Source organism: Burkholderia sp. AU30198 (assembly GCF_020419825.1).
Taxonomy (GTDB): domain Bacteria; phylum Pseudomonadota; class Gammaproteobacteria; order Burkholderiales; family Burkholderiaceae; genus Burkholderia.
The window spans coordinates 170,699-190,662 of record NZ_JAIZSA010000003.1 but is presented as its reverse complement, the minus strand read 5'-3'; the positions used below and the strand labels follow the sequence as shown (position 1 = coordinate 190,662).

Sequence of the window (19,964 nt, the reverse complement as noted above, 5' to 3'; positions counted from 1 at the left end):
GGCGTACGCGTGTCGAACCAGGCGGCTGCAGGCGGGCGCCACGGCCGCTGCTACACTCGTGCTCGCGGGCCGGCATGCAGGCCGCGTTCGACGACAGGGAGACGGCGAACCCGATGGAACCGATCACCGATGCATTCGCGCAACACTTCGCACAGGAATGGATCGACGCGTGGAATGCGCACGATCTCGACCGCATCCTGTCGCACTACGACGACGCGTTCGTCATGCATTCGCCGATGATCGTCCGGATCGCCGGCGAGCCGAGCGGGTGCCTGCACGGCAAGGACGCGGTGCGGGCGTACTGGGCGAAGGCGCTGCAACTGATCCCTGAACTGCGTTTCGAGTTCATCTCGGCGCTGGCGGGCGTGGACAGCGTTGCGATTCACTATCGCGGCGCGAACGGGCGCGGTGCGGTCGAGGTGTTCCGCTTCGGCGCCGATCATCGCGTGCGGGAAGCCTTCGCGCACTACGCGGCGTGACGTGTCGGCAGCGTCGTTCCTTCTGCGGCACCGCTAGGTCCCGGGCGCCTCGATGCTTCGCGCAATCTCCTGCGCGCACGCATCGGCCGATGCGCGCGACGTATCGAGGAAACGATCACTGAACGCACGCGACGCATAGCCTTCGCGATACATCTCGGCGATCCGGTTGCGCTCCCAGTCCGTCAGCGCGCGGGCGCCGCGATTCGACGACGCGATCGCTTCAGGCGGCGCGAGCGTCACGACGAACAACCGCGCAGCACGCGCATCGCAGGCAACACGCAGCCGCTCGAACTCCGTTTCGCCGATCGGATAGGCGATGACCAGATAACGCTCGCGTGCGTTGGCGATCTGCGTGACGAGACGTTCGAGCGCGATGGCCCACTGCACGTCGAACGGTGCGTGTTCAGGCGCATCGTGATCGTCGCCGTCGATGAAGCGCGCATCGGGCAGCACGCGGGCGAGCGCGAGACCGATCGTCGTCTTGCCGCTGTTGATCGGGCCGTTCAGATGGATGACTGTGAGCGAGGGCATGAGGCTGCGCATAGATCGGACGAATCGCAGCTTGCCACGATTGCGGCCGCGTTGCAGCAGTGTTTGCGCGATAGGACGGGGAGGGTGACAGCTCGCGTAGCAGGAGGCTGCGACGTCGATGCGCGGGAACCCGCGGGAGCACGCGGTCGCGACGGGAAAGGCGGGAAGGGGTAAGCGGAACAACCGGCAGGCCGCGATATGCGCCAGCGCACACACGGCCTGCCCGACCGGACTGCAATTGATGCAGCCCGGCCTCGGGCGTATTGCGACTTACTTGTCGTCGCCCTTGATCTGCGGCAGCGCCGATGTTTCGCCCGGCGTCAGCAGGCCGACTTGCGAGTACACGCGCAGCTTGTCGCGCGTATCGGTGATGTCGAGGTTGCGCATCGTCAACTGGCCGATCCGGTCGCGCGGCGAGAACGTCGAGGCCACCTTCTCCATCGACAGGCGTTCCGGCTGGTACGTGAGGTTCGGCGACTTCGTGCTCAGGATCGAGTAGTCGTTGCCGCGGCGCAGTTCGATCTTCACTTCGCCGGTGATCGCGCGCGCGACCCAGCGTTGCGCGGTTTCACGCAGCATGATCGCCTGCGGGTCGAACCAGCGGCCCTGGTACAGCAGGCGGCCGAGGCGGCGGCCGTTCTCGCGGTACTGCTCGATCGTGTCTTCGTTGTGGATGCCGGTGACGAGACGTTCGTACGCGATGTACAGCAGCGCGAGGCCCGGGGCTTCGTAGATGCCGCGGCTCTTCGCTTCGATGATGCGGTTCTCGATCTGGTCGCTCATGCCGAGGCCGTGGCGGCCGCCGATGCGGTTCGCTTCCAGCAGCAGCTCGACCGGGTCGGTGAACTCGACGCCGTTCAGCGCGACCGGCTGGCCGGCTTCGAAGCGCACCGTCACTTCTTCAGCGGCGATCTTCACGTCGTCGCGCCAGAACGCGACGCCCATGATCGGGTTCACGATCTTGATGCCGCTTTCGAGGCTTTCCAGATCCTTCGCTTCGTGCGTCGCGCCGAGCAGGTTCGAATCGGTCGAGTAGGCCTTCTCGGCCGACATCTTGTACGCGAAACCGGCCTGGTTCATGAATTCGGACATTTCGGCACGGCCGCCGAGCTCGTCGATGAACGTCTGGTCGAGCCACGGCTTGTAGATCTTCAGATCCGGGTTCACGAGCAGGCCGTAGCGGTAGAAGCGCTCGATGTCGTTGCCCTTGTACGTGCTGCCGTCGCCCCAGATGTTGACGCCGTCTTCCTTCATCGCGGCGACGAGCATCGTGCCCGTCACGGCGCGGCCGATCGGCGTGGTGTTGAAGTACGTGACGCCGGCCGTCGTGATGTGGAACGCGCCGCTTTGCAGCGCGGCGATGCCTTCGGCGACGAGCTGCGCGCGGCAGTCGATCAGGCGGGCGCCGGCTGCGCCGTATTCGATCGCGCGTTTCGGGATCGCGTCGTAATCGTCTTCATCGGGCTGGCCGAGGTTCGCCGTGTATGCGTACGGGACGGCGCCCTTGAGTTTCATCCAGTGCAGCGCTGCGCTGGTGTCCAGGCCGCCGGAGAAGGCGATACCGACCTTCTGGCCGGTCGGGAGGCTTTCGAGAATCGTGCTCATAGGAATTACCGTGGATTGAAGCCGGTGGGATCGTATTTCGCGGAATATGCGAGTATCGGCTGTCCGGGAGGTTGGGGCAAGGGTTGATTTTCGTGCGGAACCGTCGTCGGGCCTGTCGCGGCGGGCCTGACGGGCGGTTAACCGGGCGGAGAACGCCGCGCAAGCCGGGGCGAAATCGCGGCAGAAACAGGCATCGACGCGCCCGGCCGAGGGCCGTATTTCCGGGGCCGGAGCGGCCGAAGCGCGAGGCTGTTGCCGTCAGGGTGCCGGTTTGCCGCAAAGAAAGACAAATGAAAGGTCGGGGCGCGAAGCCCGGATTCCCGCAAATCTCAGATATTCCACGACTGTGCGGTATCGAGCAGCTTCTCGCGCAACTGGTCGACTTCCGCGGCCAGCTTGGCCGTGATCGATACGTACCCGGACAACTGCGGCGGCGGCGCGTCGTGCGGCAGGTCGGCCGGCCGGCGGCGCGGCGCGAGCCGGCTCGGCGTGCCGAACTTGAGCGCGCGGCTCGCGCCGACCAGCGTGTCGCGGATGCGCCGGTTCACGGCCTTCATGTCGACGCGCATGTATTCGCGGGCCGCGACGTCGTCACGGGCCGGCACCGCGCTCGACAGGATCTCCAGATACCCGATGCACAGGCGCAGGCTGCGCTGGATCGCCTCGAGCTGCGTCATCGACGTCTCACATTCCTTCGACACCGACGGCATCAGCGAGCGCAACTGCACCAGCAGCGCGCTCAGCGCGGCCATTTCCTTCAGGTGCGCGTCGTCGCTCACGTGGCGGTCGCCCGCGAGCCGCGTATGCACGGCGGCGCACGCGCGCAGCGCGTCGGCGAGCTTGTAGCGCCACGAGTAGGTGGCATAGAGCGGCAGCGCGAACGAGAACGCCAGCGCGATCGCGATGCCGGTCAGCACGTTCACCGCGCGCCACAGGCCGTCGACGATCTCGTTGTCGCCGTGCCCGGCGACGATCACCATCGTGATCGCCGACAGCAGCGCGATATAGCCGGCCTTGCCGATCGCGTGGTACGCGCAGAAGCCGCACGCGAGCGCCATCAGCAGGTAGATCGCGAGCGGCGCGTGCAGGAACGAATAGAGCAGGATCAGCCCGAGCCCCGCGAGCGCGCCGATCGATGTGCCGAGCGCGCGCTCGGCCGCCTTCTTGCGGATGTTGCCGTGGTGCTGCAGCCCGCCGACGACGATCAGCACGGTAATCGTCGACCATTCGCCGTGCGGCACGTTCAGGCCGGTGGACAGCGCGATCGACACGAGAATCGCGAGCGAGACGCGCGCCGCATGGATCAGTTTCGCGTGCCGGTAGCGGCGGTACGGGTCGAGCAGCGGGCGGAGCGCGTTGCGCAGGAGCGGCGGCAGCCGGGTAGGGAGCGGGGCGGTCATGTCGGAGCTGGGGTGGCCGGAATGCGCATGGCGGCCTGCGCGGGACGGCGCCGCGCCGCCTGTGCAGCAGACGTAACGCTAGCCGAACGCGGGAGGACTGTCCACGGCGCGGTCGTCCGGCCTGGCCGGCCGCCGCGCGACTTCACGTCACGTCATGGCGATGTCATGCGTTCGCGGTGGACGGCTGCGCCTCCAGCACGCGGTTGCGGCCGCCGGACTTCGCGCGGTACAGCGCCTCGTCGGCACGCCGCAGCAGCGTCGCGGCGTTCAGGCGGCCGTCGGCGGCGGTCGCCGCGCCGATGCTCGCCGTGACCCGCCCGTACGGGCTGTTCATGTGCGCGATGTCGAGCCCCACGATCGCGCGCCGGATGGCCTCGGCGACGATCGCGGCGCCTTTCGCATCGGTGTCGGGCAGCGTGACGACGAATTCCTCGCCGCCGTAGCGCGCGACGTGATCGCTGTCGCGGCGCAGGCAGCGCGACGCGGTTTGCGCGACGCGCCGCAGCACGTCGTCGCCGGCCGGGTGGCCGTAGTAGTCGTTGAACGCCTTGAAGTGATCGACGTCGACGAACAGCACCGACAGCGGGCGGCCGCTGCGCGACGCGCGCTGTGCCTCCTTCGCGAGCACCGTGTCGAACGTGCCGCGGTTGTCGAGGCCCGTCAGCGCGTCGGTGTGCGCGAGCCGGTACAGCTTCGATTCGGCGATCTGCCGACGCTTCAGCTCGCGCGACAGCGCCAGCGACCCCCACGCGATGAAGCCGGTGAACAGGCACATCAGCACGACGGTCCAGACCGCGCGGTGGTGCCACGACGCGTAGATGTCGATCTCGGCGGGCGCGACGTCGACGATCAGCGGCAGGCCGGCGAGATGCTTGTAAACATAGATGCGCCGGATCCCGTCGATCGCGCCGGTGCCGGTCAGCACGCCGGCGCGGGCGCGTTGCGATTCGATGAACAGTTGCGAGTCGTGCAGGTCGAGGCCGACCACGCGCGCGTCGTACGGCAGGCGTGACACGAGCGTGCCGTTGTCCTCGACGATCGCTGCGCTGCCGTGCTTGCCGACGGCGAGGCCGTCGAGCAGCGCGCGGAAGTAGTCGATGCTGAGCGTGCCGACGACGATGCCGGCGAACGTGCCGTCGGGCCGGCTGATCCGGCGGCTCAGCGCGATCGTCAGGGCGCCCCCGCGCAGCCGGGACGCATACGGCCGGCTGATGTAGAGGCCCTGCGTGAGCCCGTCACGATGCACGGCGAAGTATTCGCGGTCGGCAAAATTGCCTTGCCGCGCGGGCGATGCGCTCGAATCGATCGCGATATTGCCGTGCGCATCCATGACAAAGATCGACCCGAGATACTCGCCGGTCGCCGCGCGGTCGAACAGCAGCCGGTGGCGCTGGCGCGGCGGCAAGGTCATCAGTTCCGGGTCGGCCACGCCGTCGACGACGTTCTGCAGCGACAAATCGTAGAGTTCGATATTGCGCGCGATATCGCGTTCGATCAGCAGCATCAGGTTGCGCGCATTTTCGACCGCATGGTCATATGCGTCGCGCCGCGCCTCGATTAAAAGCGACGTCGAAAGCCCCCAACTGAACACCAGCAGCACGATCCCCGCAACGAGCACGCCGCGGGGCGACAGAATGCGTGCCACGATCGACGCGGTATGGCGGCGCAGCGCGGCGGGCAGCGTGAATGACTTCATCCTCGGGGGTGGCGGGCGGCGGATTTTCGCGTCGTTGGCGATTCCGCGCGCTGTTTATTTCGAATTGGCTCGCATTATCTCGCGATTTCCTGACATTCGCGTGCGCATGCAAAACATGCATGCGGATATGGCGATTCGAAATTGTTACGCATCATTACCGCTTTACGCTCGGGTGATTTGATTTGAATCAATGATCGATATTGATTGTTTTGTCTGAATAATGACGCGATTATCTGGCGATATTGCGTATCGGCGCGGGTTCGGGAGGGTTGCGACAGGACAGCGGCGACACACCGGGCGGATCGGAAAGCCGGATACCCGCCCGCAACGCGTGGTTTTGACGCCGGCATCCGGCCACGGCCCGTTCCGATGCGGCCAACTCCTTGATTCTGCGAAATCTCCGTGATGGCGGCGGGTGGCGGCACCTGAACTGCCCCCGTGACGAATCAGGTAGAATCCGCGCTTCGCCGCAGGCGCCCGCCGCGCAACGCGTATCGGGGCCGCATCGAATGCATCGCAGGACGCGCACCGCGCTCCGATTCCGCATGCGCCGGCTACGGATGCCGGCCCGCTCAACGTTCGTCTCGTTTATGTCCGCAATTCCGAAATCCGACCCACCCGGTTCGCCCGCGAACCCACCCAAGCTTCATCGCGCGCTGAAGGCGCGCCACCTGACGATGATCGCCATCGGCGGCTCGATCGGCACGGGCCTGTTCGTCGCGTCCGGCGCGTCGATCTCGCAGGCCGGCCCCGGCGGCGCGATGGTCGCGTACATGGCGATCGGCCTGATGGTCTACTTCCTGATGACGAGCCTCGGCGAAATGGCCGCGTTCATGCCCGTGTCGGGCTCGTTCGCGACCTACGGCGCGAAATACGTGGACGAAGGCTTCGGCTTCGCGCTGGGCTGGAACTACTGGTACAACTGGGCCGTGACGATCGCGGTGGAGCTCGTCGCCGCGCAGCTCGTGATGCATTACTGGTTTCCGGACGTGCCGGGCGTGTGGTGGAGCGCGGCGTTCCTCGGCGTGATGTTCCTGCTCAACGCGCTGACCGTGCGCGGCTTTGGTGAAGCCGAATACTGGTTCGCGCTGATCAAGGTCGTCACCGTGGTCGCGTTCATCGGCGTCGGCCTGCTGATGATCTTCGGCATTCTGAAGGGCGCGCCGAGCAACGGCTGGGGCAACCTGACGATCGGCGACGCACCGTTCGCGGGCGGCCTGCCGGCGTTGATGGGCGTTGCGATGATCGCCGGCTTCTCGTTCCAGGGCACCGAGCTGATCGGCGTCGCGGCCGGCGAATCGGAAAACCCGCGCACGACGATTCCGCGCGCGGTGCGCCAAGTGTTCTGGCGGATCCTGCTGTTCTACGTGTTCGCGATCTTCGTGATCGGCGTGCTGATTCCCTATACCGATCCGAACCTGCTGAAGACGGACGTGACCGACATCGGCGTGAGCCCGTTCACGCTCGTGTTCCGCCACGCGGGCCTCGCGTTCGCGGCCGGCGTGATGAACGCGGTGATCCTGACGGCCGTGCTGTCGGCCGGCAACTCGGGCATGTACGCGTCCACGCGGATGCTCTATAACCTCGCGACCGAAGGCCGTGCGCCGAGGATCTTCGCGAAGCTGTCGCGCGGCGGCGTGCCGCGCAACGCGCTGTACGCGACGACGGCCGTCGGCGCCTTGTGCTTCTTCACGTCGCTGTACGGCGACAAGACCGTGTACCTGTGGCTGCTGAACACGTCGGGGATGACGGGCTTCATCGCGTGGCTCGGCATCGCGGTCAGCCATTACCGGTTCCGCAAGGGCTACGTGAAGCAGGGCTACTCGCTCGACCAGTTGCCGTATCACTCGAAGTGGTTCCCGTTCGGCCCGCTGTTCGCGTTCGTGCTGTGCCTCGTGATCGCGCTCGGCCAGGACTATCAGGCGTTCCTCGCGAACCGGATCGACTGGGCGGGCGTGGCCGCGACCTATGTCGGCATTCCGCTGTTCCTCGTCGTGTGGCTCGGCTTCCGGTTCCTGAAGAAGAGCCGCTTCGTGCGCTACGAAGACATGGAAATCGCGCCGTGGATCGCCGCGAGCCGCGGCGCGCAGCGGCAGCCGGTGGCGAACCGCGAAACCGCGGGCTGACACGGGCGCGGCCAGCGGCCGCGCGACATGCGACGAAACGGGAAGCCTTGCGCTTCCCGTTTTTTTTGCCCGGCTTTTGCCTGCACGGGGTCAAAGCCGGTTATATTGCCCGACCCTACCGGGCCACGGCCCGGCCGGCGCGAGGCGTGCAGCGCGGATCGGCATCCGGCGCGCGCGAGGTGCGGCGGCCGGCGCGATGCCCGGCGTTTTCATCGTTCCATCCGGGCCGATACGGCCCGCGGAGCGCGCAACCCAGAGGAATCCATGAGCGCATCACCCGCCGAGCGGAAGGCCGGACCCGTTTCCATCGTGCGACTCGAAGCCGCGATCAACGCGTGGCGCGAGGTGTACCCGCCGGCGCCGGACGGCGAGGACGGCTACGCGCTCGACGCCGGCAGCAATTGCCTCGCGGAGCTGTACGGCACGATGATCTGCTACCAGCTGCCGGACGTGCCGCTCGACTCGCTGAGCGACGCGCAGCGCGACGCGCTCTACGCGACCGAAGTGTGACGGGCGGTCGAGACGCCGCTGTGATGCGGCGTCGATGAAACTAACGGGAAGCTCGCGGGCTTCCCGTTTTGCTTTGGGCGGCGCGGGGCCGTGCGCGTGGCGGTTTCCGCCGCCTGCGGTATCGTGATGACATCATCCGGCCCGGGTTGAACGCCGGATCGCTGTCCGGGAGGCATCGAACATGGAGTTGAGACACCTCCGCTACTTCGTCGCGGTCGCCGAAGAGCGGAATTTCACGCGGGCGGCCGAACGGCTGCATATCGCGCAGCCGCCGCTGAGCCGGCAGATCCAGCAGCTCGAGGAAGCGCTCGGCGTGCCGCTGTTCGAGCGCAACGCGCGGCCGCTGAAGCTGACCGACGCGGGGCGCTTCTTCTATTCGCACGCGGTGCAGCTGCTCGCGCAGACGACCGAACTCGAATCGATGACGAAGCGGGTCGGCAAGATCGAGCGCAGCATGTCGGTCGGTTTCGTCGGCTCGACGCTGTACGGGATGCTGCCGAAGATCATCCGGCGCTTTCGCAGCGAGTATCCGGCCGTCGAGCTGAGCCTGCACGAGATGTCGACGATGGACCAGATCAAGGCGCTGAAGGAAGGGCGCATCGACGTCGGGTTCGGACGCATTCGCCACGAGGATCCGAGCGTGCGGCGCGTCGTGCTGCGCGAGGAGCGGATGATCGTCGCGCTGCCAGTCGGCCATCCGCTCGACAGCGCGAAGCCGGTGCTGTCGCTGCACGATCTCGTGAACGACACGCTGATCATCTTTCCGAAGGCGCCGCGCCCGAGCTATGCGGACCAGGTGCTCGCGGCCTTCCACGATCGCGCGTTGCAGCCGCGCAAGATCTACGAGACGCGCGAACTGCAGATCGCGCTCGGTCTGGTCGCGATGGGCGAGGGCGTGTCGGTCGTGCCGCACAGCGTGTACGGGCTGAAGCGCGACGACATCAGCTACAAGCCGCTCGACGATCCGAACCTCGTGTCGCCGATCATCATGAGCATGCGGATGCTCGACGAATCGGAGGATCTCCGCGCGATGCAGGCGCTGATCTACCGGCTGTACGACGAGGCGCAGATGGAGTATCTGCCGCCGCAGCCCGAATGAACGCGCGAGCGGTGGGGGCTTGCTTGACGCTGTGTGCGGGCGCGGGCCAACATCGCAGGATCCAGTGTGGCCGCCGAGGGGCGGCCGCTTTCATGCAGACGACAGACACATGACCGATATCGTGACCGAGGAGACAACCGTCGAGACGCCGCAAGGGCGCCTCTTTGCGAAACGCTGGCGCGGCGGTCCGGCGCAACAGGCAGCGGGTGCGTTGAATGTGGGCGCGCCTGAGCCGGCCGCGCCTACGCCGGCCGCACCTGAGCCGGCCGCACCTACGCCGGCCGCACCGATCGTGCTGCTGCACGATTCGCTCGGCTGCGTCGAACTGTGGCGCGACTTCCCCGCGCAGCTCGCGAGCGCCACGCAGCGCGACGTGATCGCCTACGACCGCCTCGGCTTCGGCCGCTCGGATCGTCATCCGGGCAAACTCGGCACGACGTTCGTGCGCGACGAGGCCGATCGTGCGTTCGCGGCACTGCTCGAACAACTGGGCGTCGACGCGTTCGTCGCGCTCGGGCACAGCGTCGGCGGCGGCATGGCGGTCGGGTGTGCGGCCGCGCATCCGGAGCGTTGCCGCGCGCTCGTGACGATCGCCGCGCAGGCGTACGTCGAGGATCGCACGCTGGCCGGCATTCGCGACGCGGGGCAGCAATTCGACGAACCGGGCCAGCTCGACCGGCTCGCGCGCTATCACGGCGACAAGGCCGAATGGGTGCTGCGCGCGTGGGTCGATACGTGGCTGTCGCCGGCCTTTCGCGACTGGAGCCTCGACGACGTGCTGCCGCACGTGCGTTGCCCGACGCTGGCGATCCACGGCTCGCAGGACGAATACGGCTCGTCCGTGCACCCGAACCGCATCGCGTCGCGAGTGGCCGGAACGTCGTCCGTCGTGATGCTGAAGGAATGCGGGCATGTGCCGCACCGCGAGCGCACGGCCGACGTGCTCGACGCGGTGAAGGATTTCCTGACGCGGCATGGGGTGTGAGCGCAGGATGGTCGTGCGATGAGTTGTCGATCCGCCGTCCTGGCCTGAAAACAGGGGAATCGTTCGCGCCTGCGCAGCGTATATTGGCCCGCGCGAGACCGGCGAGGGGGACTGCATAAGGCGACAACCATCGGGTTGAAAAAAAATGGCGACCTCACGGACGCCGAATTGAGAATGTGACCGCGCTGTGTCGGTATTTTAAATGATGAAGAGTGCGAAGCGATTTTTGATCGGGGCGGTCATGACGATGGCGGCCACATGCACACAGGCCTTCGAGTTCGAAGATGCGGTGCCGCTGACGATCGGCGCGATACAGCGCAACGCCCGGCCATCTGACGTCGAGATGTCGCTGGATGGGAAAACAATCACCGTCTCGGCGCGATTGAGCAATGAAACACATGCTTTGGTGAAGAGAGGGTATTACGCATACACGCCACTGTTTCACCGTCTTGGCGCTGGCGAGGAGAATTATGACAAAAGCTTTTCTGATTTGAAGGTGACCTTCGACGGAAAAGCGATTCCGCTCGTCACCGGGCGGCGCGCGTTCTTTCTCGGCAAGGACGTGACCGGCGAGGTAAGGGCGGCAGGCCTGGATCCGCTTCCGAGTGAAGAGAGCGATCTCGCGAAAGTTGCTCGAATTAAACCTCAGTTGGGAATGAAACTGAGCGATGGCCGCGATTGGGAAGGTTTCGTGTCGTACTCCTGGGCCATTCCGGTGCCGGCTGATTCGACGGGCGTATTGACCATCCGCTATCAGGCGCTGCCGCAGTTCAGTCTGGATGAGGTGACGAGTGCGCGTTTTGCCCGTCTCGTCGAGCAGCACTGCGGCGACGTCGCGCAAGTGACACAAAGGCTGCACGCGATGGATGCGGGATCCGGACAGATTCTGGTTCAGCGATACGTCGTGCCCGTTTCCTTCATAAACAGGGCGCCGGTCAAAGTGAGCCTGTCGCAGCCAAGCCCCGACTGGATGGGCGGACGACCGTTGTTGTCGCTCACGTGCGGCTTGACCCCGCGCGACGGTGCGTCGCTTCCTGCAACAGGCCGGATCGACGATTCGGATGCGAAGTTATCGATTCTGGTTATTTCGAGCCCGGCCCGTTAACTATCGCTGCAAATCAGTAAATCGTACGACGAACGGCTTACAGTTCTGCAAGTGCATCAGGAGAAACAGGCAATGGCCCAGGCACAAGGAAAGGTCACCCCTAAAAATGATTCGGCAGGCGTTGAGGTCAATATTTGTCAACCCCAATGGATCGCTGAGCAAGAAACGTTCAAGATCGCCAACAGTCCTCCGCGTACGGCAAATCTGACGTTCTCTGGGGCAGACCTGAATTACCTGGCCCGGGTGTTGTATGCGGAGTCGAGCGGAGCAGGGATACTGCCCGATGAAAGCGACCGCCGGATCGAGAAAGAGGCTCTGCTGAACGTTTTCTATTTCAGATTGAATCGAAAGGGCTATCCAAGAAACGATTACATTGCCAAGACTTTTTCCATGGTTTGCAATGCTGCCGGTCAATTTGACTCGTTGCAGCCGAAGCCGAGGCCGAAATTCATTAATTCTGGAAATCCGAAGTATAAGGCGTTGGGAAAGAGCGAGTGTTCTGATTTGCAGGAATCAATCGACGCAGTGCAGGCTTTCATTGCAGGTGGGCTGAACTCGAAATATATATACGATAACTTCAGATCCCGCTCGGCGCGTCATAGTGGCACGATTATCGGCAACTCAAAGTTTTGGCTTTCGGAATTGGGTAAGGAAGAATCCGATGCAGTGCGCTAAATGGATCAAGACTACGCTCGCTGCAGCCTTGTTTGCATTCGGGGGCGCGGCAAGCGTCGCTGATGCGGCGAATTCAGGCGCAGACAATCCGGTACACAAGCTGGAGATCGGTCGGCTGACGATTTTCCAGAAGTACTCGGAGTACCTGCGGTTCGTCTTGACTGATGACCGGCAAATCGCCGTGACAGATACGGCGGGTTTCTATTGGCCATTGGTGAGCGCCGACACGCAGGGGCGCTTCTACATCGGCAACAGGGTCATCGATAGCGCCAATGGTCGTGTGGTAAAAACCGACGCAGATCGACGAGCCATCGTCCTCGGCGCTCATTACACCGTGTCTGCTGACGATGTTCGTCATTCGGTGAAGGTCCGGCGTGGTGGGCACGTGTGCGAAGTCAATGTCAGGAAACTGGGCCTTGATCCGGCAGACGGAAGTGCCAGCGAGTTCCTGCGCGGTGTCATCCGCTTCGTCGATGCGGACGGGCCGCTGGTCGGCCTGGTGACGTTGGGCGGCAATCAGGCCGGCGATACCCGTTATCTTGCCGTCAGTATTTCGCCCGAGACATGCGCCGTAAAATCGACCGATCTCGGCAACCCGGATTATCTGTTTGAACTGGGTTGGACACCGAACGGACATTGGTGGATAACGGGCACGACCGAGGGAACGTTGATCCGCTCCGACGATGGCATGACGTGGGTCACGACCCAATTGCCCGATACGATATCCCAGGCTGTCAGTGCGTACGTTGCCGATCCGAACCATGTCTGGCTCGCAGCCAATTATGCGCATATGGCGGACAAGGACAATCCCGAGATCGTGTATTCGGAGGATGGTGGCAAGACATGGACGCCGCTCACGTGGCAGAGCAGCTTGATGTCCCGTATCCCGCCATACTGGCTGGAAGGGCAAATGCGTTCTAGAAGCAAGCCTGTCATGAACGAGTCCAAGACTCGCTGACATAAGTCATCGAGCGACGATGCGGGCGGACGGTCGACGTGCTCGCCGCGGTCTGCGATTTCCTGCACCGCTCGGGCGCCTGAGCCCCCGAGCGGGCAGCGGGCCCTCAGAACGCGAGCTGGATCGCGAGGTCGATCGCGAGCAGTGCGATCGAGCAGCCGATACCGAGGATCACGTTCGGCAGCCGGTGCTCGAAGTCGCGATTGTCGCGGCGCATCGCGGCGCCGAGCAGGAAGATCGCTTCGACGAATATCTGCAGCCCGACGAACAGCAGCATCAACAGATACTCGTAACCCATCTGCTTGAACCCGGCGAAGTGCATCCCGTGATCGCGGATCCATTGGCCGACGCGCAGCAGTTCGTAAACGAACAGCAAGGCGGGAAACAGGTAGCTGATGAAATAGGTCGGCGCGGTGGCGTGCCGTAGTTCGAGGTGGAAGTGCTGATGCGTGGTTGCCATCACGAATCCCTCCTTGCAACGCATGATTGCGGTCGCGACGGCGGCGCGACAACGTGCAAATAAAGGGATTACCCGAGGCGTCGTGCGCAGCCGTACGACATCAGCATACTGCTGCACGGGAAATTTGGCATGCGGTGAGTGCGGTCGTCGCAAAAATGCATCTGCGCGGCGAGACGCGTTCATCGTGTCGTATTCGCCGTATTCGCAGGATGCGCTGCATCGGCCGGCTCGGTGGCGCGCGATGCATTCGGCATCCACCCCTCCGGATGCTGCTCGAGATCGTCGGCCAACGCGCGCAGCGCGCTCGAAGTTCGCGCGAATTGCGTCAGCGTGCGGCGGATGTTCGATGTATTGGCACCTTGTTGCGCGAGCATCGCCTGCGCGGCCGTGAACGACTGCCGCGCGGTGCCCAGCGCCGCGCGTGCATGCGGGGCGAGTTCGGTATCGAGTTGCCTGAACAGCGCATCGGTATTCACGAGCGCGGCGTTCAGATCCGTACCCATGCGATCGAGCGGCAACCGGGAAAGCGTGCCGGCGATATCGGTCATCTGGACGCGCAGGACGTCGAGCGTGCCGGGCACGGTCGGCAACACGATCGGCTCGCGATGCGTGTCGACCGAGGTGGGTGGGGCATTCGGGAACATGTCGAGCGCGACATACGAGCGGTTCGCGATCGGGTTGCCGACGCGCAACTGGCCGCGCAAGCCGCGCGCGACGAGCGTGCGCAGCAGTGCCTTGCCGGCTTCGGACTCGCCGTTGCCGAGCGTGTCGCGGTAGCGCTGCCCGAGGCGATCGGGGTAGAGCGCCATCGTCACGCGCATCGCGACGTCGCCGCGTGCCGCATCGTATTCGGTACCGACGGCCGTCACGTTGCCGAGTTCGATGCCGCGAAACTCCACCGGCGCGCCGATCTCGAGGCCACGCAGCGAACGATCGAAACGCATCACGACGGGCGCAGGCTGCGCGTTCGGCGTGCGCATCGCGTCGATTTCATCATCGGCTACGCGAAAGCGTGCGCCGTCCGGTGCCGCGCGGCCCGGTGCGCGTCCGGGCGGCGAGGCGAACGCAAGTGCGCCGCCGAGCAGCGCGGCGAGCGACGGCGTGTCGAGCTGCATGCCGCCCGCGCCGAGCCGCAGGCCGAGGCCGCCGGCCTGCCACCAGCGCGCATCGACGTCGACCGCTCGATCGAATGGCGCGGCGACGAACACGTCGATCGAGACGCCGTGCCCGTCGGCGTCGAGCGCATAGCCGGTCACCTGGCCGACGCGTGCGCGCCGGTGATAGACGGGCGAACCGATCGCAACCGAGCCGAGCGAGGTCGCGCGCAGCGTGTAGTGACGGCCGCCTTCTTCGGTGACGGGTGGCGTATCGAGCCCGGTGAACGTCGTGTGCGGTTCGCGCGAATGGCCAAGCGCGGCCGCGATGTACGAACCGGACAGCACCGTATCGAGACCGGAGAGGCCGCCGGGCCCGATGCGCGGCTGCACGATCCAGAAGCGTGTGTCGGCCACCGCCAGTGCGTGCGCGTCGGCGTTCAGATGCACATCGATCGTCACGCCTGGTTGTCCGCGCAACGCGCGAACGCGCGTGACGCGGCCGATGTCGACATTGCGCAGCCGCAGTGTCGATTGGCCGGCTGCGAGCCCGTCGGCGGTCGCGAAGGTGATCGTGATCGTCGGCCCGCGACTGCCGAACGACGCGATGCCCCATGCGATGCAGAGCGCAGCGGCCGCGAGCGGCACGATCCAGACGAGCACCGCCCGCGTGCGGGCCGGCACGCATCCGCGCAACACGGGCCAACGTGTGCCGGCGGGTTTCAGTCGAATTGCGCGACGAGTGCATCGGCGCCCTTGTCGATGCCCGTCCTGGCCGCGCTGAGCGCGCCGAAACTCGCGCCGATGTTCATCGCATTCGGATACTGCTTCGTCACGTATGCGTTGATCAGCCGGTTCGTCGCGGCATCGCGGATCTCCACCGCATACATGACCGAGCCCGTGAACGCGCCTTCACGGCCGCGGATCGCCTGCACGCCGTTGTACACGTTGCCCGCGAGGTCGAAGTGCGCGAATGCGCCGGCAAACGTCGTCGTCGTCACGGCGCCCGTCAGCGTCAGCTTGACGCGCAGCGTGCCGGGGCTCGGCGTGGTCGTCAGTTCGAAGCGCTTGCCGAGCTTCTTCGCGAACGTGTCGCCCATGTACGCGGCGAGCGTCGATTTGTCCTGGTCGGTCAGGTCGCCGAACTGGTGGTCGGTGCCGCGATAGATGGCCACCGGGTCGAGGATCAGCTTGCGGTAGCTGTGCCAGTCCGCCGGCAACGCGTAGCGGTAGGGCACGCGGCCGGACTTGTCCTGCGGATCGCTGCGCAGGTACGGCGACGATTCGATGCTGCTGTAGCGGGCGGGCTGGACGCCGGCGCATCCGGCGAGTGCGACGCAGAGCGCGGCGTTGAGCAGGTGGCTGGGCTTGATCGATCGGTTCATCTGACTCTCCGGGTCGGGATTCGCGCCGGTAGTGCCGGGCGAAGGGTGGTGAAACAGGGCGGTGTCGCTGCTTCGGGCTGACTAAAAAAACCAACCAGACGGTTTGTTTTTGGGGCGAAGTAACCCCATGAATGCCGGGAGCAACAAGCCGTCGGGCAGGGATGATCGGCCGTGCAGCCAGGCTGCGGGCGGCGCTTGTACCGCGCCGTGCGATGCGCGGTGCGGTTCGGCATCCGGCCGGGGCCGATGCGGGAGCCGATCGTAGCACCGCCATTTCTGGAAGTAAACCGACCAGGCGGTTTGTTTGTGATAGACTCCGCGCACTTCCTTCATACGATCGTGCCGGTTCGGCGCGGTCGCATTGCATGACTCCATAGCGGGGACAGTTCATGGACAACCCGACGCGTTCCGAGCGAACGCGCACTGCCGCGATCCAGGCGGCGCTCGCGATTCTCGAGCGCGACGGCCCGGGCAAGCTCACGTTCGATGCGATTTCGCGCGAAAGCGGCATCAGCAAGGGCGGGCTGATGCATCAGTTCCGCACGAAAGGCGATGTGCTGAACGCGCTGATGGAACATCAGCAGGACTACTACCAACGATTCCAGCGCGACTATCTGGCCGCGCGCGATCCGGGCGCGGGGCAGCCGACGCTGTCCGCGCAGATCGCGACGATGCGTGAAGTGATCGACCAGCAGCCGTCGGCGGCGCTGGCGATCATGGCGGCGCTGGTCGAGGATCCCGCACCGCTGCAGCAGGTGCGCGATATCGATGGCGAGAACGCGAAGCGCATCGCGGCCGAATCCGGCGATCCCGATCTTGCGTTGCTGCGCTGGAAGGCGGCCTGGGGGCTCGCGCTATCGGCGATGTTCGGGTTGTGCCCACTGTCGTCCGACGAGCGCGCACGGCTGTTCGACCGGCTGCTCGACGAGACGCAATGGCCGTCGGGCGGCGGCGCTGCCGCACCGGCCGCGCAATCGTCGCGGAAAAAATGAAGCGGGCATTCGTCGCATGCGGGATGGCGGTCGTCCGTTTCGGGCGCTCGCTGCTCGCGGTCGTGCTCGGGCGCTTGTGATCCGGTGAGCGCCTGGCCGGCCACCGGCCATTGACCACCGCCGCCGCTCAGCCTTTCGCTTCCGCGCCTTCGACGAACAGCTTCGAGACCGCCTGGAACTCCCGTTTCAGCGATAGCCCCGGCACGGTCAGCCAGCGCAGCATCGCCGCGAGATACAGGTGATGGAACCACGTCGCGAGCTGGTCGGCCCGCAGTGTGCCGTTCAGTTCGCCGGATTGCTGCCCGGCTGCGATCAGTTGCTGCCACACGAGCGCGATATCGCTGCCGTTCTCTCCACCGCTTGCCGGTTCAACCGCGCCGATGCTCAGGAAGCGATGACGCAAATACGCGAGCAGGTACGCGGGATGCTGCTCGCACCACGCCGCCGACGCATCGAGCACGCAGCCGATGCGCGACGCGAAGGTCTTGCGCCGCGCGACGTCGCGCTGCAGATGCGCAAGATCGCGTGCGAGTTCACCTTCCAGCCAGTGCGCGAGCACGGCTTCCTTCGTTGCAAAGTGGTTGTACAGCGTGCGCTTCGCGACATCGGCCTGCGCGGCGATCTGTTCCATCGTGACGGCGTCGTAGCCGTGCGCGTCGAACAGGCGTGCGCCGGTGGCGGCGAGATGCGCGAGCATCTGGATGCGCTTGCGCGCACGACGGCCCGGATCGTCGGTCGGAATCGGCATGGCGGGGGATTGGCTGAAAGTGCACGAATTGCATTAGTATACGACGTGCATTTTTTTGAATCCACCCGTTCCCGCCGTGCACGAGGAGTCACGCATGAAGCTCGTCATCGCCACCTACGGCACCGAAGGCGACACGCGCCCGCTTGCGGCGCTCGGCCGTGCGCTGATCGACGCCGGCCATGAGGTCCGGCTGCTGGCCGACGCGGCGACGCTCGGGTCGGCCGCGTCGCTCGGCGTGCCGTCGGCGCCGTTGTCCGGCGATATCCGCCGGGCGATTGCGCCGGATGGCGCGTTGGCGGATGCGGTGCGCGGGCGCGGCGGTTTCAACGACACGTCGAAGGCGCTCGCGGCAATCGCGAATGCGAACACGGCCGCGTGGATGCGGGAAATCGTGGAGGCGTCGGAAGGCTGCGACGCGATCCTCGTGTCGGGGCTCGCTTCGTTCGTCGGTTTGTCGGTCGCCGAGTTTCGAGGCGTGCCGGCGATCGGCACCGGCATGATCCCGATCACACCCACTACGGCATTCGCGTCGCCGTTCCTGCCGCCGGGGAAGCTGCCGCGCTGGCTGAACCGCGCGAGCCACCGGTTCGTGAACGCGCTGTTGTGGCAGGCGTTCAAGAAGGCGACGAATGCGGCGCGAGCGAGCGTGTGCGGATTGCCGCCGCGCAAGCATGTGTGGACCGATCATCCGATGCTGTACGGCGTGTCGCCGGCACTGCTGTCCGGCCCTGGCGACTGGCCGTCGAACGTGCGGGCATGCGGCCAGTGGCGAATGGATGCGCGGGCATGGGAGCCGCCGCCTGAACTTTCGGCTTTTCTCGAAGCGGGCGATCCGCCCGTGTACATCGGCTTCGGCAGCATGGCCGGCTTCGATCGCGCCGCGATGGTCGATGCGCTGACGCGTGCGCTCGCCGGCCGCCGCGCGTTGTTCTATCCGGGCTGGAGCGGTATCGACGCGTCGAGGCTGCCCGCACACGTTCACGTGATCGGCGATACACCGCATGACTGGCTGTTCCCGCGCGTGTCGATGGCGATCCATCACGGCGGGTCGGGCACCACGCATTCGGCTGCGCGGGCCGGCATTCCGTCGGTCGTCGTGCCGTTCGCGGGCGATCAGTTCTTCTGGGCGAACCGGTTGCAGCGGCTCGGCGTCGCGGATGCGCCGGTCGCGGGGCGGCGCGTGGATGCTGCCGCGCTTGCGCAGGCCATTGCCTTTGCCGAACGGGACGAAACGAAAGCGCGTGCGCTCGAACTCGGCGCGCGCATCGCGCAAGAGGAAGGGTTGAAGCGGGCTGTCAGTGCGATCGAGCGATGGGGGCGGCCGGGCGCGCGGTAAGCCCGCGCATCACCCTCAGAAATGCCCGGTGAACCGGTAACGGCTGCCCGGGTGCCACAGATTGGCGACCGACGCGACCAACCCCTGCGACCACGTGCGCCGATGCAGCAGCAGGCACGGCTCGCGGTCGTCCATCGTCAGGTGGCGGCGCGTTTCGGTGTCGGGCATCGCGGCCTCGATCCGGTATTCGACGCGCTGCAGCGGCGCGACGCGCGTCAGGTACTGGTTCGGCGTCGTCGTCGTGAAGTCCTGCAACGCGTACTCCGGCGCGCAGGCCGGATTGACCCAGCGTTCCTCGAGCTGCACGGGCGTGTCGTTCTCGAAATGCAGCACGCGCGAATGGAAGATCGGGCTGCCCGTGTCGATCTGCAGCTCGTCGGCGAGCTTCGCATCGGCGACGGCCGCGCCCACTTGCAGCACCTGCGCGCGATAGCCGTGGCCGCGCGCGGCGACTTCGTCCGAGATGCTGCGGATCGCGACGAGCGTCGATTCGTACTTCGGCGAAGCGACGTATGTGCCGGAGCCGCGTGTGCGCGTGAGCACCTGCTCGGCGGTCAGCTCGCGCAGTGCGCGGTTGACGGTCATCCGCGCGACGTTGAATTCGCGTGCGAGCTCGTTCTCCGACGGCACCTGGTCGCCTTCCGCCCATTCGCCGGCATGAATGCGCGCGAGGATGAAGTCCTTGATTTCCTGATAGATCGGTGTGGTCATGGGATCACGATTCGAGAGTCGGCAGCGGCCCGCCGCCGAATGCCGATCCGGCGCGCGCCCGGCGCCGAG

General features: G+C 65.7%; 20 protein-coding genes. 11 read left to right on the top strand and 9 right to left on the bottom strand.

What is annotated here, in order from left to right; genetic code table 11:
* Positions 1 to 113: 113 nt before the first annotated feature.
* Positions 114 to 479 (top strand): nuclear transport factor 2 family protein, encoded by a 366-nt coding sequence (locus LGN19_RS09745; RefSeq protein WP_226214280.1) that lies wholly within the window; start codon positions 114 to 116, stop codon positions 477 to 479.
* A gap of 33 nt (positions 480 to 512) precedes the next feature.
* Here the strand turns inward: LGN19_RS09745 and LGN19_RS09740 are convergent, their stop codons facing one another.
* From LGN19_RS09740 to LGN19_RS09725, 4 genes are all read right to left on the bottom strand, one after another.
* Positions 513 to 1,010: a shikimate kinase gene (locus LGN19_RS09740; RefSeq protein ID WP_226214278.1), complete on the bottom strand. Its 498-nt coding sequence runs from the start codon at positions 1,008 to 1,010 to the stop codon at positions 513 to 515.
* 270 nt (positions 1,011 to 1,280) lie between these two features.
* Positions 1,281 to 2,615, bottom strand: coding sequence for an argininosuccinate synthase (gene argG / locus LGN19_RS09735; protein WP_031399031.1), 1,335 nt, complete (start codon positions 2,613 to 2,615; stop codon positions 1,281 to 1,283).
* Between the two features lie 329 nt (positions 2,616 to 2,944).
* Entirely contained in the window at positions 2,945 to 4,015 is a 1,071-nt protein-coding gene (locus LGN19_RS09730; RefSeq protein ID WP_226214273.1) for an FUSC family protein, read from the bottom strand.
* A gap of 163 nt (positions 4,016 to 4,178) precedes the next feature.
* Positions 4,179 to 5,711: a sensor domain-containing diguanylate cyclase gene (locus tag LGN19_RS09725; RefSeq protein WP_226214266.1), complete on the bottom strand. Its 1,533-nt coding sequence runs from the start codon at positions 5,709 to 5,711 to the stop codon at positions 4,179 to 4,181.
* Between LGN19_RS09725 and LGN19_RS09720 the strand changes: the two genes are divergently transcribed.
* The 8 genes from LGN19_RS09720 (at position 5,650) to LGN19_RS09685 (ending at position 13,169) form a co-directional block, all read left to right on the top strand.
* Entirely contained in the window at positions 5,650 to 5,892 is a 243-nt protein-coding gene (locus LGN19_RS09720; protein ID WP_164462653.1) for a hypothetical protein, read from the top strand. The two genes, LGN19_RS09725 and LGN19_RS09720, sit on opposite strands and share 62 nt — an antisense overlap.
* A 409-nt stretch (positions 5,893 to 6,301) precedes the next feature.
* Positions 6,302 to 7,837, top strand: coding sequence for an amino acid permease (locus LGN19_RS09715; RefSeq protein ID WP_174958254.1), 1,536 nt, complete (start codon positions 6,302 to 6,304; stop codon positions 7,835 to 7,837).
* Positions 7,838 to 8,101: 264 nt separating this feature from the next.
* Entirely contained in the window at positions 8,102 to 8,347 is a 246-nt protein-coding gene (locus LGN19_RS09710; RefSeq protein WP_043178075.1) for a DUF3717 domain-containing protein, read from the top strand.
* 181 nt (positions 8,348 to 8,528) lie between these two features.
* Entirely contained in the window at positions 8,529 to 9,446 is a 918-nt protein-coding gene (locus LGN19_RS09705; RefSeq protein WP_011355987.1) for a LysR family transcriptional regulator, read from the top strand.
* Between the two features lie 109 nt (positions 9,447 to 9,555).
* A complete protein-coding gene (locus tag LGN19_RS09700) occupies positions 9,556 to 10,431 on the top strand; it encodes an alpha/beta fold hydrolase (protein ID WP_175221723.1) in 876 nt (291 codons plus the stop codon).
* 202 nt (positions 10,432 to 10,633) lie between these two features.
* Positions 10,634 to 11,536 (top strand): DUF4424 domain-containing protein, encoded by a 903-nt coding sequence (locus LGN19_RS09695; RefSeq protein ID WP_226214264.1) that lies wholly within the window; start codon positions 10,634 to 10,636, stop codon positions 11,534 to 11,536.
* 72 nt (positions 11,537 to 11,608) lie between these two features.
* Complete coding sequence (locus tag LGN19_RS09690) at positions 11,609 to 12,211, top strand: hypothetical protein (protein ID WP_226214262.1); 603 nt, start codon at positions 11,609 to 11,611, stop codon at positions 12,209 to 12,211.
* On the top strand, positions 12,198 to 13,169 hold the full coding sequence (locus tag LGN19_RS09685; protein ID WP_174958250.1) for a WD40/YVTN/BNR-like repeat-containing protein: 972 nt from the start codon (positions 12,198 to 12,200) through the stop codon (positions 13,167 to 13,169). Before LGN19_RS09690 ends, LGN19_RS09685 begins: the two co-directional genes overlap by 14 nt.
* 106 nt (positions 13,170 to 13,275) lie before the next feature.
* On the opposite strand, the gene LGN19_RS09680 is transcribed toward LGN19_RS09685, so the two are convergent.
* The 3 genes from LGN19_RS09680 to LGN19_RS09670 all read right to left on the bottom strand — a co-directional run bounded on the left by LGN19_RS09680 (position 13,276) and on the right by LGN19_RS09670 (position 16,108).
* The gene (locus tag LGN19_RS09680) at positions 13,276 to 13,629 is read right to left on the bottom strand and encodes a hypothetical protein (RefSeq protein ID WP_174958249.1); all 354 of its coding nucleotides are present in this window, start codon (positions 13,627 to 13,629) and stop codon (positions 13,276 to 13,278) included.
* A 179-nt stretch (positions 13,630 to 13,808) separates the two neighbouring features.
* Positions 13,809 to 15,422: an intermembrane transport protein PqiB gene (locus LGN19_RS09675; protein ID WP_226214259.1), complete on the bottom strand. Its 1,614-nt coding sequence runs from the start codon at positions 15,420 to 15,422 to the stop codon at positions 13,809 to 13,811.
* Between the two features lie 23 nt (positions 15,423 to 15,445).
* Positions 15,446 to 16,108 (bottom strand): DUF3313 domain-containing protein, encoded by a 663-nt coding sequence (locus LGN19_RS09670; RefSeq protein WP_226214257.1) that lies wholly within the window; start codon positions 16,106 to 16,108, stop codon positions 15,446 to 15,448.
* A gap of 389 nt (positions 16,109 to 16,497) precedes the next feature.
* Between LGN19_RS09670 and LGN19_RS09665 the strand changes: the two genes are divergently transcribed.
* Positions 16,498 to 17,100 (top strand): TetR family transcriptional regulator, encoded by a 603-nt coding sequence (locus tag LGN19_RS09665; RefSeq protein WP_226214255.1) that lies wholly within the window; start codon positions 16,498 to 16,500, stop codon positions 17,098 to 17,100.
* A gap of 127 nt (positions 17,101 to 17,227) precedes the next feature.
* Here LGN19_RS09665 and LGN19_RS09660 read toward each other — a convergent pair whose 3' ends face one another.
* Complete coding sequence (locus LGN19_RS09660; RefSeq protein WP_226214253.1) at positions 17,228 to 17,848, bottom strand: TetR/AcrR family transcriptional regulator; 621 nt, start codon at positions 17,846 to 17,848, stop codon at positions 17,228 to 17,230.
* Between the two features lie 94 nt (positions 17,849 to 17,942).
* On the opposite strand from LGN19_RS09660, the gene LGN19_RS09655 reads away from it, so the two are divergent.
* On the top strand, positions 17,943 to 19,184 hold the full coding sequence (locus tag LGN19_RS09655; protein WP_226214252.1) for a glycosyltransferase: 1,242 nt from the start codon (positions 17,943 to 17,945) through the stop codon (positions 19,182 to 19,184).
* A gap of 15 nt (positions 19,185 to 19,199) precedes the next feature.
* On the opposite strand, the gene hutC is transcribed toward LGN19_RS09655, so the two are convergent.
* Entirely contained in the window at positions 19,200 to 19,895 is a 696-nt protein-coding gene (gene hutC, locus LGN19_RS09650; protein WP_175045152.1) for a histidine utilization repressor, read from the bottom strand.
* Positions 19,896 to 19,964: the final 69 nt, after the last annotated feature.

Bases quoted from the DNA above. Each gene is read 5' to 3' on its own strand.
- LGN19_RS09685 (WP_174958250.1), top strand. From the start codon at position 12,198: ATGCAGTGCGCTAAATGGATCAAGACTACGCTCGCTGCAGCCTTGTTT.
- LGN19_RS09720 (WP_164462653.1), top strand. From the start codon at position 5,650: ATGCGTGCCACGATCGACGCGGTATGGCGGCGCAGCGCGGCGGGCAGC.
- argG (WP_031399031.1), bottom strand. From the start codon at position 2,615: ATGAGCACGATTCTCGAAAGCCTCCCGACCGGCCAGAAGGTCGGTATC.
- LGN19_RS09710 (WP_043178075.1), top strand. From the start codon at position 8,102: ATGAGCGCATCACCCGCCGAGCGGAAGGCCGGACCCGTTTCCATCGTG.
- LGN19_RS09655 (WP_226214252.1), top strand. From the start codon at position 17,943: ATGAAGCTCGTCATCGCCACCTACGGCACCGAAGGCGACACGCGCCCG.
- LGN19_RS09665 (WP_226214255.1), top strand. From the start codon at position 16,498: ATGGACAACCCGACGCGTTCCGAGCGAACGCGCACTGCCGCGATCCAG.
- LGN19_RS09690 (WP_226214262.1), top strand. From the start codon at position 11,609: ATGGCCCAGGCACAAGGAAAGGTCACCCCTAAAAATGATTCGGCAGGC.
- LGN19_RS09660 (WP_226214253.1), bottom strand. From the start codon at position 17,848: ATGCCGATTCCGACCGACGATCCGGGCCGTCGTGCGCGCAAGCGCATC.
- LGN19_RS09715 (WP_174958254.1), top strand. From the start codon at position 6,302: ATGTCCGCAATTCCGAAATCCGACCCACCCGGTTCGCCCGCGAACCCA.
- LGN19_RS09670 (WP_226214257.1), bottom strand. From the start codon at position 16,108: ATGAACCGATCGATCAAGCCCAGCCACCTGCTCAACGCCGCGCTCTGC.
- hutC (WP_175045152.1), bottom strand. From the start codon at position 19,895: ATGACCACACCGATCTATCAGGAAATCAAGGACTTCATCCTCGCGCGC.
- LGN19_RS09740 (WP_226214278.1), bottom strand. From the start codon at position 1,010: ATGCCCTCGCTCACAGTCATCCATCTGAACGGCCCGATCAACAGCGGC.
- LGN19_RS09745 (WP_226214280.1), top strand. From the start codon at position 114: ATGGAACCGATCACCGATGCATTCGCGCAACACTTCGCACAGGAATGG.
- LGN19_RS09680 (WP_174958249.1), bottom strand. From the start codon at position 13,629: ATGGCAACCACGCATCAGCACTTCCACCTCGAACTACGGCACGCCACC.
- LGN19_RS09725 (WP_226214266.1), bottom strand. From the start codon at position 5,711: ATGAAGTCATTCACGCTGCCCGCCGCGCTGCGCCGCCATACCGCGTCG.
- LGN19_RS09705 (WP_011355987.1), top strand. From the start codon at position 8,529: ATGGAGTTGAGACACCTCCGCTACTTCGTCGCGGTCGCCGAAGAGCGG.
- LGN19_RS09730 (WP_226214273.1), bottom strand. From the start codon at position 4,015: ATGACCGCCCCGCTCCCTACCCGGCTGCCGCCGCTCCTGCGCAACGCG.
- LGN19_RS09700 (WP_175221723.1), top strand. From the start codon at position 9,556: ATGACCGATATCGTGACCGAGGAGACAACCGTCGAGACGCCGCAAGGG.
- LGN19_RS09695 (WP_226214264.1), top strand. From the start codon at position 10,634: ATGATGAAGAGTGCGAAGCGATTTTTGATCGGGGCGGTCATGACGATG.